The 13,424-nt window shown below is 44.8% G+C and carries 18 protein-coding genes; 2 read left to right on the top strand and 16 right to left on the bottom strand.

Annotation, left to right across the window (positions count from 1 at the left end; genetic code table 11):
• Position 1: 1 nt before the first annotated feature.
• The 16 genes from JK188_RS05910 to JK188_RS05835 form a co-directional block, all read right to left on the bottom strand.
• Positions 2 to 1,573, bottom strand: coding sequence for a phage tail protein (locus JK188_RS05910; protein ID WP_154634171.1), 1,572 nt, complete (start codon positions 1,571 to 1,573; stop codon positions 2 to 4).
• Entirely contained in the window at positions 1,570 to 2,181 is a 612-nt protein-coding gene (locus tag JK188_RS05905; RefSeq protein WP_154634170.1) for a phage tail protein I, read from the bottom strand. The genes JK188_RS05910 and JK188_RS05905 overlap by 4 nt, the downstream gene beginning before the upstream one ends.
• Positions 2,174 to 3,088, bottom strand: a complete 915-nt coding sequence (locus JK188_RS05900; RefSeq protein ID WP_442959112.1) for a baseplate assembly protein — start codon at positions 3,086 to 3,088, stop codon at positions 2,174 to 2,176. The genes JK188_RS05905 and JK188_RS05900 overlap by 8 nt, the downstream gene beginning before the upstream one ends.
• Entirely contained in the window at positions 3,085 to 3,429 is a 345-nt protein-coding gene (locus tag JK188_RS05895; RefSeq protein WP_154634168.1) for a GPW/gp25 family protein, read from the bottom strand. The genes JK188_RS05900 and JK188_RS05895 overlap by 4 nt, the downstream gene beginning before the upstream one ends.
• Positions 3,426 to 4,049, bottom strand: coding sequence for a phage baseplate assembly protein V (locus JK188_RS05890; protein WP_211887655.1), 624 nt, complete (start codon positions 4,047 to 4,049; stop codon positions 3,426 to 3,428). Before JK188_RS05890 ends, JK188_RS05895 begins: the two co-directional genes overlap by 4 nt.
• Before the next feature lie 6 nt (positions 4,050 to 4,055).
• On the bottom strand, positions 4,056 to 4,436 hold the full coding sequence (locus tag JK188_RS05885; protein ID WP_154634166.1) for a hypothetical protein: 381 nt from the start codon (positions 4,434 to 4,436) through the stop codon (positions 4,056 to 4,058).
• An 87-nt stretch (positions 4,437 to 4,523) separates the two neighbouring features.
• Complete coding sequence (locus JK188_RS05880; protein ID WP_154634165.1) at positions 4,524 to 5,141, bottom strand: phage virion morphogenesis protein; 618 nt, start codon at positions 5,139 to 5,141, stop codon at positions 4,524 to 4,526.
• Positions 5,138 to 5,566: a phage tail protein gene (locus JK188_RS05875; protein ID WP_154634164.1), complete on the bottom strand. Its 429-nt coding sequence runs from the start codon at positions 5,564 to 5,566 to the stop codon at positions 5,138 to 5,140. The genes JK188_RS05880 and JK188_RS05875 overlap by 4 nt, the downstream gene beginning before the upstream one ends.
• Complete coding sequence (locus tag JK188_RS05870; protein WP_211887653.1) at positions 5,550 to 6,098, bottom strand: DUF2570 domain-containing protein; 549 nt, start codon at positions 6,096 to 6,098, stop codon at positions 5,550 to 5,552. Before JK188_RS05870 ends, JK188_RS05875 begins: the two co-directional genes overlap by 17 nt.
• A 1-nt stretch (position 6,099) precedes the next feature.
• Positions 6,100 to 6,462, bottom strand: a complete 363-nt coding sequence (locus JK188_RS05865) for a D-Ala-D-Ala carboxypeptidase family metallohydrolase (protein WP_211887651.1) — start codon at positions 6,460 to 6,462, stop codon at positions 6,100 to 6,102.
• Positions 6,446 to 6,760, bottom strand: a complete 315-nt coding sequence (locus tag JK188_RS05860) for a phage holin family protein (protein ID WP_006816440.1) — start codon at positions 6,758 to 6,760, stop codon at positions 6,446 to 6,448. The genes JK188_RS05865 and JK188_RS05860 overlap by 17 nt, the downstream gene beginning before the upstream one ends.
• A 4-nt stretch (positions 6,761 to 6,764) precedes the next feature.
• On the bottom strand, positions 6,765 to 6,968 hold the full coding sequence (locus tag JK188_RS05855) for a tail protein X (RefSeq protein ID WP_119246403.1): 204 nt from the start codon (positions 6,966 to 6,968) through the stop codon (positions 6,765 to 6,767).
• Positions 6,965 to 7,441 carry a head completion/stabilization protein gene (locus JK188_RS05850; protein ID WP_154634162.1) on the bottom strand — a complete coding sequence of 159 codons (477 nt, stop codon included), beginning with the start codon at positions 7,439 to 7,441 and terminating at the stop codon, positions 6,965 to 6,967. Before JK188_RS05850 ends, JK188_RS05855 begins: the two co-directional genes overlap by 4 nt.
• A gap of 83 nt (positions 7,442 to 7,524) precedes the next feature.
• On the bottom strand, positions 7,525 to 8,181 hold the full coding sequence (gene gpM / locus JK188_RS05845) for a phage terminase small subunit (RefSeq protein WP_230085047.1): 657 nt from the start codon (positions 8,179 to 8,181) through the stop codon (positions 7,525 to 7,527).
• Between the two features lie 10 nt (positions 8,182 to 8,191).
• Positions 8,192 to 9,373 (bottom strand): phage major capsid protein, P2 family, encoded by a 1,182-nt coding sequence (locus JK188_RS05840; protein ID WP_154634161.1) that lies wholly within the window; start codon positions 9,371 to 9,373, stop codon positions 8,192 to 8,194.
• Between the two features lie 12 nt (positions 9,374 to 9,385).
• Positions 9,386 to 10,219 carry a GPO family capsid scaffolding protein gene (locus JK188_RS05835; RefSeq protein ID WP_154634160.1) on the bottom strand — a complete coding sequence of 278 codons (834 nt, stop codon included), beginning with the start codon at positions 10,217 to 10,219 and terminating at the stop codon, positions 9,386 to 9,388.
• Positions 10,220 to 10,376: 157 nt separating this feature from the next.
• Here JK188_RS05835 and JK188_RS05830 point away from each other — a divergent pair, with 157 nt between their 5' ends.
• Positions 10,377 to 12,134, top strand: coding sequence for a terminase ATPase subunit family protein (locus JK188_RS05830; RefSeq protein WP_154634159.1), 1,758 nt, complete (start codon positions 10,377 to 10,379; stop codon positions 12,132 to 12,134).
• A complete protein-coding gene (locus JK188_RS05825; protein WP_154634158.1) occupies positions 12,134 to 13,171 on the top strand; it encodes a phage portal protein in 1,038 nt (345 codons plus the stop codon). Before JK188_RS05830 ends, JK188_RS05825 begins: the two co-directional genes overlap by 1 nt.
• Positions 13,172 to 13,424 lie beyond the last annotated feature (253 nt).

The following is a 13,424-nucleotide window of genomic DNA, read 5'->3' as shown; positions in this document are numbered from 1 at the left end:
CTTAAGAGATGCGGTACCAACCCATTAGAGTGATAAAGGCGTTCGTGATATCGATAGCTGAACCTGAGCCAGCATTACCAGTGGTGCCTGAAATTGTATGGGTATGAACACCGCTATCAGATGTTACCCCTGACCAACCACTAGACCCTTTAAATGTCCATAATCCGCCTGCATCATCCCCCCCACCATAACTGGTACCTGCATTCCAGTTTGTTCGTGCAGTAAACGCCCCTGAAAGAGTGTTATTCTGATTACCGCCTCGCCTTACAGCTGCAAACTGACCATCAATCTCCATCGAGCCTCGATTATGATTATGCCCACCGGCTGAACTGGTCGTCGCACTGAAACTATGAGCATGCACAGGCAATTGTCCAGCCACAAGCGTAATGCTATCTTTACCACCCGATTGAAGAATATTACTGCCATCCGCTTTAGCTAAGCGTATAGTTTTATTTTCACCGATATACTGCCATTTAGTGTTAGGAAATAGCGTGTTGGGATTTTTATTTTGAGCAAACCACACAACAATACCGACAGGGTAGATAGTATTGAGATTAACTGCACTTTGTAATGCCTCAGTAACAGCCTTCTGACTCATGATCTGAGACGTTGATTGCCCTGTAGTCTGAACAATGCTAGATGATGGCACTCTGTTGTTGGCATTGGTGTTTGCACTATCTGCCGCGGATTTTGCAGTATTAGCCGTAGATTGAGCAGCACTTGCAGCACTGACGGCTGAGTTAGCCGTAGTCTGTGCATCTGTTCCCGCTTTTTTTGCGCTCGCTACAGCGTCAGTAACAGCCTTTTGGCTCATGATCTGACTGGTTGATTGCCCTGTGATTTGAACAATACTAGATGATGGCACTCTGTTGTTAGCATTAGTGTTTGCACTATCTGCTGTAGATTGTGCATTTTTTGCCGCACTGACGGCGGAGTTTGCTGTACTCTGCGCATCCGTTCCTGCTTTTTTCGCATCTGCTATCGCGGTAGTCGACGCCTTTTGGCTCATGACCTGATTTGTTGATTGCCCTGTACTTTGAACAACATCAGTCGCCGGCACTGCCCCAACATCTTTCGCTGTCAACGCCTTGATTCTTTTATCTAAAACTTCAATAGCATCATCAACATACTTACGTGTTGCTAATACTACTGTCGGATCAATTTTAAGCGTGACAGATTCGGTATGGCTGACAATAAGAACAACGCGAATGGTTTGAGTACGCCCCGACCCCTCGACTAAAAGCGGCTTATAAGTTTCTGGGCAGTTTGCAACAGCAACCAATGCACCTGATTTATCAAATAGCCCAATTTCACGGATCCACCAACCGCCCTCATTCTCAGGAATAACCTGTTCTGCAATGATTTGATTCGGGTTTAACGGGTCAATGAACAAGGTATTAATCGCCGCCTTACGGCGTTCATTAATGAGTTTCGTTTGCTTGGTATCCGGTGCCGGCAATGAGCCGCCACCATCACCAACTGACATATGTGTCAATTCAATTTTTGTGCCGAGGGCTGTCGCCTCTGCAAGCACTTTCTCACCATAGGTAGTGAGCAATGCAAAATATTTCATTGGAGAGTAACCCTCATTTCATCAATAACATGGACTGCTGCCCCTGTGGAAATAACGCCGCCAACACTAATTACATCTGGCGTGTATGGATAAACCGTCAGTTCATCCCCGCCATAACTCGCCGCTGCACAAAAAATATTGCCTTTGGTTTCAAGCTGAATAGTTAGCCCGACGAGGTGCCGGCTTGCTGGCTTTGCATCGAAAATAAGCGCTTCTAGCTCTCGATACATTTCCTCAGTAATACCAGTTTCCAGCACTCCGATATCTAGGCGAAAAGTGCCGGCGGTTTCGTTGGTTTTCCACCACTCAATCACACGGATCAAATAACCCAATGGCTCAACAACACGGCGTAGAGCGCCGATTGTGCCTTTGTGTTTATGAATAAACATTGCCGCCTTAATCGCGTCGCGCTTGGCTTTCTCTGTCCAGTTTTTATCCCACCGGTCAACACTGAATGCCCATGCCAGATACGGCAGCAAATGCACCGGACATTTATCAGGATTCCAGAGAATACGAATGGGGATCGGCACCCGTTCTATTTCAGCTAAAGCCTTCCCAGCGGCAAGCTCTAAGGCTGACGACCCAACTGGCAGTAAACGGCTATTCATCCGAGCCACCCAGCTCAACATTTATGCCAGTACAAAAACTGGCTTGCGTCTTATCGAGTTTGATATCTGCCTTTGGTGAAATCAGCTCAACACGTTGCACACCTTGAACATGCAAAGCGGCATAAATCGCGCTCAACACAATATCGCGCCCTAACCGGTGCTGTTGGTTGGTATAGTGTTTTAGTTGTGCTTCTGCCGCTTCCATAATCGGCTCGTATTCAGGGGATGGATAACAATAAATTTTCGCGACGATTTCATAATCAACAATTTCAGCAGACTGCACGGTCACTCGATCAGCAACAGGGCGCACATCTTCATCATTTAAAGCTACATCAACGATTTCAATTAAATCCGCCGGCGCGACACCATTACCCTCCCGCGACAAAACCGTCACTGTCACACAAGCGGGGGATGGACTAATCACTGAGGCATCAGCAACGCGACCATCTGCACTGCGAGCGTGGTAGGCATAACTCCCAACCGGACCCGCAACACTCAATCCCTCAAAGGCTTCTGGGATGCGCATTCTCAAATCAGAATCAGACTCATAAACTGGCGGAATGGGTGGGATTGCTGTTTCATCCCCTTTAAATAGGACCAATCTTTTCACGCCGTTATTAGCTGCAAGCTGATCAAGGTCTGCTCCCGTAGCGAAAGCCACCATACTTGCGCGGGCTGCTTCATTCACACGCTGGCGTAAAATCAACTCACGGTAGCTGTTCTCTTGCAGTAGTTTTGTTAGCGGCTCTGACTCAAACTCTAACGTTCTGGCGACTACTTCACGTTGCTCCGGTGGCATAGCGGCAATTAATGCCGCTTTTCGCTCAGCAAATATCACTTCAACATCGAGCACTTCAATAACATCCGGTGCCGGTAATAAACTTATATCAATACTGTTTGCCATCATCGCCCCACATCGACAGAAAAGTTAATTGGCTGATTTGAGTCTTGCTCAATTGCTTCGACATCAATTATTAGCTTTGCGGCTTCTGTACTACTTAACCCGATGCGGGTTAATAAAATACGCGGTTCCCACTTCATCAATGCGGTATAGCAGGCTGACATCAATTGCAGTTTCAATGCTGGGTTTTGCGGCTGATCAATTAACTCTGATAGTAATGAGCCATAGGTACGACGAATGACACGCGAGCCAATAGGCGTGATCAAAATATCCCTGACTGACTGGCGGATATGCTCAATATCTGAAATCGCCGTGCCGTCGATTCGACTCATACCCTGATATTTCATTTTGGACCATCCGTTCTGCTACCGCCGCGCTCAACACCACCGTGATTATGCTCATCAACAACAATGCCATTTGATGAAAACTTGCCACCTTTATGCGTAATATCACCGGTCATTTCTCCGCCCTTGGTTACGTTCAACGTAGCGCACGTTAAATTATCCGAGCAAATAACATTTGGAGTATTGAGATTGATTTGCTTAGCGGCATCAACGATAACCACTTGCGTTATCGCGCTAACTTGCTCACTGGCTTCAATGTGTGCGGTTGTGATACCAGTCGCTTTCAACGCGCCCGTGGCTGGCTCATATTCAATAACTGCGCCGTCGGAATAGGTGCGATGGTCTGCCGTCAATGAATCAGTAGGCTCCAAATGCTCATTAGAGAAAATACCCGTTAATACAAATGCCGTCGTTAACTCACCACCGATGGCTAAGATAATCACTTGCTCACCAATGCTCGGCGCATTCATTGTGCGCGTGCTGCCGGCACGCAATGTTATCCAGTTAAGCCATCCCGTTTCTAAGTCGCCTGTTTTTACGCGGCACCCTTTCTTTGCATCAACGGCGGTGACAACACCAATACGGATCAGATTTCGGATTAAGCGATAAATATCAGCGGACATAGCGCGTTATTTCTCTTGTGAAATGGCATTTAAAAGCAATTGGCGAACTAAGTGTTGCCAGCAGCCTAAACAGGTAAATAACGGGACTAAAAACCATTGACCAATAAGCGTTAAAGCTAGCAAAGCAAGTAAATTTAATGCATTGACATAGCGATAAACGGCGTTATCCATAGGGACAAGACTCAGAGGGAAACCGTCTAATTTATAGGGCTTCGTTTGGCTCCCTAGAAATGGCAGATAGTTCATTAATAACCAGAAGGCATAAAAAGAAATCACCGTATTCAATATGAGTACAGCAATAAAACTTCCAGCAGTGTTATCAAAAAAGGCAATCAGAGAGTAAAGAATAACGACTAAAGCAGGAATAAAGGGGATGTATTTACTCATAGCAACCTCAAGAAATTCATTTTCTTAAGCCTGCCATTAATGGCGCAAGTGTTCAGTAAGTGTGGTTTGTTTGATTAGTGGCACAAATTATCGTGTCAGAAAATCAATAATTTGGTTTTCGATGTGAGTGACTTCTTGCGGCGTAAGCCCAAGTAATTGACGTGAAGGATAGGTAATTTGCGCTCGTCCAATTCGTTCTGTTAATCCAAATTGATGCACACCAGCAATATTTCCCGCGGAGGGTAAAAAGTAAATAACGGCTTCTTTATCGCTGTTATACATCCGCAAAAAACGGGCGGTTGCCAGTTTTTTAAACATGCGAGTTTGCTTAGTTTTTCGCTCTGTACTGATTTTGTCTTTTTTGACGCTGATATAGCGCTGAATATCCGATTTACGAAATGAGCGCTGGGATTTTTTATCCGCATCTTGTCCTGTAATCGTCTTTGAGTTTCCACGCCAATTACGCAATGTACGCTTCTGACCTCGCCACATGAATTGAATTTCACGCTGCACCGTGACAAAGCTGGCTTTTCTTTTTGTGTACGCACTACCGTCTGGATTTTTTTGTTGCTGGATGCGCTTTATTTGAGATCGGCGCAAGTCACGCGTGATTTCTTTAGCCAGCTGTCGGCGCTGATTTGCAGACATACGGCTGATTAAAGCGCCTAACTCGCTATCAAGCTTACGTAATGTATCGTCACTCATCGCTCTGTTTTCCATTCATCGAATGGATTTGCCGGCTCAGAAATAGACTCAACAACCCATTTGCCCTCGTTATCGATGGCTAGCACTCGCTCTGTAAGATTTAGGTCGATACTAATATCCGCGGTTTCATTATCTAAAATAACAGCTTCAAACTTAAAATCTTGATATCGCTTGGTTGGATTCGCTGAAATATCATGTTGATGCTTTACCAGCCAATCATTCACGACTGCAATCAAAACATTCTGATCACCTTTATAGCCCTCAATAATGATATTCGCCGTATATTCATATTCAAAACTTGGCGTTGTCGCTATTGTCGAAATAATGCGTCCATTCTCAACAAACATGTAGAGCTTTTCTGGGTTTTTGTGAAGAAATGGGATTTTGCTATCTAAGTAGTCCCGCAAGCTAGTTAACTTTTTCATGCTCACGTTCCTCGTCGAATTTCTCAATCGCCATAAGCTGGGTATTTGCTTGCTCTAAATCGGTAAGTAGCGGATCAACCCACAATGCCAAATCGCAATAGGTTAAAATCCGTCCGGTAGTGATGGCGGTACTGGCTGCGTTAGCGTTTTCGGTATTGGTGTGCATGGCGATGGCACGTAAACGGTACGCGTTACTGAGCAACCGGTCAGAAATAAACCTAGGAACAGGCAGATCACAGCTCGGCTCTTTTTTAAGGATGGTTTTATATTCAATTTTTCTTTCCTCTGCGCTCGCACGTTGGATAATTCCGTTCCGGTAAGCTGCGCTACTGATTTGATTTGCACGATGAAAAGAAAGTGATTGGTCAGCAATAACCTTAGATTGATTGCTTACGTCAGTTTTTAACTGCGTATTTTCTTCTTGCAGTCCACCAATTTGAGTATTCAGCTTATCTATTTTTTTCATGCCCAACACAGCGATAATTAACGCTATACCAAGTAAGACCACAAAACCAATCACTCTCTTTTTCATATTATGAGTTACTTCCCCAGCGTGCTTTATTTTTACGAACATCAATGTGAGTGAATGTTTTGTAGCGTCCGACACCATATTTACTCGGATATTTTGACTCCAAATAATCAGCGACGGCTTTCGGTGTAACGTCTTTTACTTTGATATCCCCTGCCGTACCTAAAAGATGCTGAGAATGCTCAGCGCCACCAACGGCTTTATTATGCTTCGCACAACGACGACCACTGACAACATAAACCGGCTTGTTAAAGTGCGCTCTCACATCCTCAAGCACGCCAACCAACTCAGCATCAACGTCTGATGCGCCACACCCATCTTTACAGGCAAACTCTGCACTATTGAAATGCTCACTTAATTTTGTCACTCTTTACCCCTGTATACTTCAACCAGAAAAAATCTAAAGCCATAGTTCCCATCGCGCCTGCAACACCCGATGAAATCATGATCATGTATTCTGATGCTCCTGATTCGATAGCACCAAGACCACCAAGAAGCCCAGCAAACCCTGACACAACAACTTGCATTAAGGCATTTACCCAGCTCCATGCGGTATTATTTTTTCGTATATCAATGATATATCTCACAGCGCCTCCCCATGCGGAAATGAAGAGCAGCATCAACCACTGAACCAGACCGAAACTATTCGGATCTTTATCAAACATGTACTTAATCCCATAACTGTAAAAGTGGTCGCGTTGGCTCTGACGTCACTTCTGGCATATCAATTAATATTCCAGCGGGAACAACAGCACCATGCTCTGCTAAGTTAGGATTTGCTAACAGAACCGCTTCAGTCATTCCCATCGTTCTTCCGTAAAATCGCCAACAAATAGCGTCAACGGTGTCACCTTGAATTGTTCTAATCTTCATATCAGCTCAACAATGTTATGTGTTGCGCCCTTGATTCGCTGAATTGCCCATAACGCATCACGTTGCAAATCATCAATATTTGGTTCAAGCGCATCAGCTTTTTTATTACCACTAGGCGTGGTATCAATATCACGATATCGCTCAGTGATATTGGCTTTTGCACTACAAAACACCGCGCGGCGATAAAGATAAACAAGCTCAGATTCTGAGGATTCTCCCTCATGAATTTTATTGGCAGGCACACTCTCAAGCGACTGATAACCGAAACCAATTTCTTTCGTTTTCCATTCCAACAACTCTCGATTGGTTTCGATAATGGCATTTTTTAAGCTGTTGATTAGACGATGTGGTGTGACCGTTCCATCTACGCGCATTTGTTCGCGAAAATCGGCGGTATTGATGGCAGGAAAGAAATCATCACTTTTTAATACTTCATTTTTTTCTTTTACCTGTTCTGGTGAAACAAAATCCATAACTCACCTCAATAGGTAGGCGGTGGGCGAGATGTCGAAAACCAGTTTCTAGTCTCGCGCCGCCTTGCGCGTTGGCACGTTCTTTAACTGTCTGCGCTGTTTTTCGCAGACAAAAACTTTTCAATATTGCTAATGTCTTTTTTCACGCCGCAGCGCTCATTAAGCTCAAGCGCTCGCATTAATTCGCAAAGTGCAGGCTGAGGTAAGTCATTATCCCGTAAGCTATAACCCAACCATTTGTGTAACTCACCCCGCACTTTATCTGGCATGTCTTCATGCTCAATCAATGACATTGTGCGCTGTAAGATATCCAGTGGGATTGGATTCTTCGCGGTGTATGATTCTTTAGCTCTATCTCCCATTTCCTCGGCAATAGCGCACCCTGTTGTGCGCGATTGACCTGACGGCATAGTGAGATTGTGCTTGAGTGCATATTCAGCAATATCAAGTCCTTGCTCATACACACCCGCATCAAAACACCACAACATGAGATACATCAATACATCATCTTGCGCCCCTGAATTGCCTTTTAGCGTTTCAGTGACCCACGTTTCATACAACGGCAAAGCTTTTCGCTTATATGCCGCTTTACGCTCAAATGATTGAATTTTGCTCAAATCACGCATGTGCTGCCTCAACATCAATTTAACTTGTGTTGCTGCTGATGGGTCAGCAAGAACGCCATACGCTCCGACGTTCTTTGCTTCCACCTGCATGCGCTTTTTTTCCCACGGGTTCACGACTTACCCCTTATTTCCCTGCTTTTTCTTTCTGCTCAAGCTCTTTTTTTAGAGCATCAAGCTCAGCTTTAAGCGCAGTATTTTCTTCTGCTGTCGCTAACATTTTTGCTTTCTGCTCAGCATCATCACCCGCTGGTGCATCAGGCTCTTGCTTACCTTTGGTAAGTTCGATGTTTTCAATTAGCGCTACGCAGTCATAATCTTCAATAATGTAATCTTCATTCACTGACTCGTAGTTTTCGATGCGGTCACGTTTAGCGTTATCAACCACTTGACGACGGCGTGATTCGATTTGCCAGTAAATAGATAAATTATCTAATCGCGTGATAAGCATTCCATTTTTGGGGAAATAAGGCACACGCACAGCTGGCAAACCACCGAGGCGTTTTTGGCTGATAATCACATCAGCAGCTAAAGCCTCTGTATTGGCTTGGTCACGGTTGACGATTGGGAAATATTTATCCGCTAATAATGAGCGACCACAGATAACCACTAAATCAGTATCATCGGCATACACTTCGGAAATGGCGTGGTCGACGGCTTGCATAACCAGCGCATCAAGGTTCTCATAATCTTCACCAATCCCCACTTTGATTGGCTCAGGCGTAATTTTGTTGGTGTCTTTATCCGTGGATGAACCCAAAACATGATCAGGGGCTTCAAGGCGGATTTTATGTAACCAACCGACATTAACGTCCTGTAGTAACTTGTTAACTTTACGGTCTGACGTTGCCGCGCGGCTCGTGCCATTAAAACCAATCATGATGCGGTCAAGGGCTTGGCGCTGAATAATGGCATCGCGGATACGGCGTTGGAAATCTTCAAACATTGCCCACATATCCAATTTTTCGTAACGGATAGCAGTATCAAAATTCGTTTGGCGGCAGTGATAGCCTTGCTTGGCTAATTGTGTTGGATCTGTCGGCTCACGGTCTTGCTTGGTGGTATCCGTCGTGCCTGCCACAGTTGAGCCAATACCGATGCCGATTTTTTCGCCCACTTGGTCTTTCACTGGCACAATATTAATTTTGGTCAGAAAGACGGCGCTTAACTGAATTTTGGTTTCCAGTTTTTGAGCCGCGGATGGAGTAATTTCCACTTTCGATGCTGCAAACTCTTGTGGCTGAACACCGTAAATCTCACCAAGGCGGGTCATGTAACCGTTAAATTTAACTTTTGTTTCTTTTCTCATTATTGTTCCCGTTTAGCAATCCGTCAGGTTTTCGGTATTTGTGCCAGCACCGCCGAAAGAGATTGGGCGATGCGTGTTATTGTCTTGCTGGCTTAAATCAGTTTTGAGTTGCTCCAACTCACTGCGCAGGGTTTCATTTTGCTGCTTGACTGCGGAGAGAGCTTTTACTTCGCGCTCTAATGTTGCAAGCTTTTGTGCCGCTTCTGTTTGCTCTTTCGCGCACAGTTCAACGGCTTGATGAATATCGTCAAGCTCCGCGTCATTGCGTTTCTGCGCACGGCTAAGCATGGCAAAAACACGTTCTTTTAGACTTGGACTTGTTTTTTCAGGCGTTTCTTCCACTTCTGAAAATTCAATTACCGTTTCTTCCGCTGCCGTAAAGAGGTTATCTTTATCCTGCTTACGGTCAGAAAGATTATTCGCCTTATCAGCCCCAGCGCTAAATTCAAGCATGCTAGTACCAAGGCTAGCTGGGTTATCAGTCACCGCTAACCCCACAAGATACGCGCTGCCCATATCCGAGAAATTCGGGTTAATTTCGACAGAGGTGTAAACCTTTTGGCGTTTTTTGTTCATTTCAATCAGTTCTGGCGTTGGCTTTAAAACGCCATACAGCGCTAATTTTCCTGCTAATGCACCCTCACTGATTTCCTCGGTATAAACCGACTCCACATCACCGAATCGCGGCATCCAAGAATAATTCCAGTGCTCCATATTGATTCGCGCGCCATAAACGCTAGGGTCATAATTTTGTTCGATATCCGTCAACCATTGACGCTGCACCTTGCGACCGTCAGTTGTTGCCCCTTCAACACAAAGGCGCACCGGCTTGGATTTTGTTGTCATTGCTCAGGCTCCGGCAATTGAGTGTGTATATGATCGTAAAAAAGATGAGCCTATGTTTTCAGGGATGGGGGATAAGAAACAATGATTTGCCATTGTGTGGGAAATGGCACAATGCGGAGGCAAGGCGATAATTCGTGTGAGTCATTAATCTGGCGGCATGAATACATTACACGATTTTGACCCACGAAAAAGAGCCATGCACCTGTACTTCAAAGGGTACAGGATTGCGCGTATTGCCGAAGCGCTCAACGAAAAATCCGCCACCATTCACAGTTGGAAGCGACGTGATAAATGGGATGAGATCACCCCCGTTGAACGCGTAGAAATGACGCTTGAAATGCGACTTTGTACTCTACTCAGCAAAGAAAATAAAGAGGGTAAAGATTTTAAAGAAATCGACTTACTTTATCGTCAAGTTGAGCGTCATGCCAAAATTCATAAATACCAAAATGGCGGTAATGAAGTTGATTTAAATCCCAAACTTGCCAATCGCAATAAAGGCGAGCGCCGCGCCCCTGAAAAGAATTTATTTAGCGAAGAACAGCTTGAAAAACTGGAAGAAATCTTTCGTGAAAATATGTTTGAGTATCAGAAAGTTTGGTACGGCGCAGGGCATAAACACCGCATTCGCAACATCCTAAAATCACGCCAAATTGGGGCGACTTACTTCTTTGCCCGTGAAGCCTTTATGGATGCCCTCACGACTGGGCGAAACCAAATATTTTTATCTGCAAGTAAAGCTCAGGCGCATGTATTCAAAGGTTATATCATTGATATGGCGCGTGAAGTTGATGTTGACTTAAAAGGCGACCCCATTGTTTTGCCTAATGGCGCAACCTTGTATTTTCTCGGCACTAACGCCCGTACCGCACAAAGCTACCACGGCAACTTGTACCTTGACGAATACTTTTGGATACCGAAATTTCAAGAATTACGCAAAGTCGCATCCGGCATGGCAATGCATAAGAAGTGGCGTCAAACCTACTTTTCAACCCCATCCGCATTAACCCATAGCGCTTATCCGTTCTGGTCAGGAAAATTATTTAACCGTGGGCGTCGTAAAGCTGACCATGTTGAGATTGATATCAATCATCAAACTCTCGTGAACGGCATGATGTGTGGGGATGGGCAGTGGCGGCAGATCGTCACCATTGAAGATGCCATGCGCGGCGGCTGTAACTTATTCGATATCGACCAGCTGCATTTAGAGTACAGCCCCGATGAATTCGAAAACTTACTGATGTGTGAATTTGTCGATGATATCGCGTCCATTTTCAACTTGCAGTTAATGCAAAAATGCATGGTGGACAGTTGGGAAATTTGGGACGACGTTCAGCCATTGATGATACGCCCTTATGCTTATCACCCCGTTTGGATTGGCTACGACCCCGCCAAAGGCACCCAGAATGGGGATAGTGCCGGCTGTGTAGTTATCGCTCCGCCAATGCGCAAAGGTGATAAATTTCGCATACTTGAACACCATCAATGGCGTGGCATGGATTTTCGCGCTCAATCCGATGCAATCAAAGAGCTAACTGAACGCTACAACGTGCAATATATTGGCATCGACTCTACGGGTATTGGTCATGGAGTCCTACAAAACGTGCGTGAATTTTTCCCCGCAGCGAAAGAATTTATTTATAACCCAGCCTTAAAAAATGCCCTTGTCCTCAAAGCGTATGACGTGATTAGTCATGATCGCCTTGAGTATGACGCCGGTTGCAATGATATCACCCAGTCATTCATGGCTATTCGCCGTGCAACCACCGCTAGTGGCAACCGCCCTACGTATGAAGCAGATCGCAGTGAAGAAGCCAGCCATGCCGATTTAGCATGGGCAACTATGCATGCTCTGTATAACGAACCGATCACCGGTGAAAACAGCAACCATCACAATATTGTCGAGGTATTTTAATGAGCCGTAAAAATAAAAAACGTCATTCACAGAATATGACGCAGACAACCAATGACGCATCAATGGAAGCGTTCACTTTTGGCGACCCAATACCGGTGTTAGACAAGCGCGAGATTTTTGATTATTTAGAATGTGTGCAGATTGATAATTATTATGAGCCACCGATTAGCTTTCATGGGCTTGCTCGGACGTTCCGTGCTGCACCTCACCACAGTAGTGCCATCTATGTAAAACGTAATATTCTCACAAGCACATTCATTCCTAATAAATACCTCAGCCGCCAAACCTTTGATAGCTGGGGATTGGATTTTTTACTCTTTGGCAATGGCTATTTAGAATTACGAGAAAATCGACTCGGGCAAGCATTAACATTTAAACACACCCCCGCTAAGTTCACACGCCGAGGCGCAGACTTAGAAACCTACTGGTTTGTACAGCAGGGGTATGATACTAAGCCTTATGAATTTGAAACTGGCAAAGTGCATCACCTAATTGAGCCTGATATTAACCAAGAAATCTACGGGCTGCCTGAATACTTAGCCGCTATTCCATCCGTGCTACTCAATGAAGCATCAACACTGTTTCGCCGTAAATATTATCTGAATGGTTCACACGCAGGTTATATCTTGTACATCAGTGATGCAGCACAGAAAACCGATGATGTTGATAAAATTCGTGAAGCCCTCAAAAGCAGTAAAGGACCAGGGAATTTCCGTAATTTATTTTTGTATGCACCAGGGGGAAAGAAAGACGGTATTCAAACTATCCCTTTGTCGGAAGCAGCAGCAAAAGATGAGTTTCTGAATATCAAGAATGTGAGTCGTGATGATATGTTAGCTGCGCACCGTGTCCCCCCTCAAATCATGGGGATCATTCCTGAAAACGTAGGCGGCTTTGGTGATGTGGAGAAAGCCGCAAAGGTATTTGTTCGTAATGAACTTATCCCACTACAAAGTAAGATGATGCAGCTTAATGATTGGTTTGGTGCAGAGATTGTTAAGTTTGATAAATACTCATTGGATTTAGATAACGACTAGAATAAACGCCTGCAAACTAATCATGATACCGCCCTCAGTGGCGGTATTTTTTCGCCCACAGGTAGGTGATCTCGATGGTTTAAATAATAATATAACCCCACTCTATTATATCAAAACCACAACACCAAGACTAATCCCCTGAATTTAACCCCCACCAAATCGACGCTTATCCGCCCTGTAATCCATTCTTCTTGTTTCAACTGCTTCCAACTAATTAATTTTCCGTCACTGTCTTTTTCTGCCCCAGCATACA

This window comes from Providencia sp. JGM181 (assembly GCF_018257375.1).
GTDB lineage: Bacteria > Pseudomonadota > Gammaproteobacteria > Enterobacterales > Enterobacteriaceae > Providencia > Providencia lanzhouensis.
This window is presented reverse-complemented; position numbering and strand designations above follow the sequence as displayed.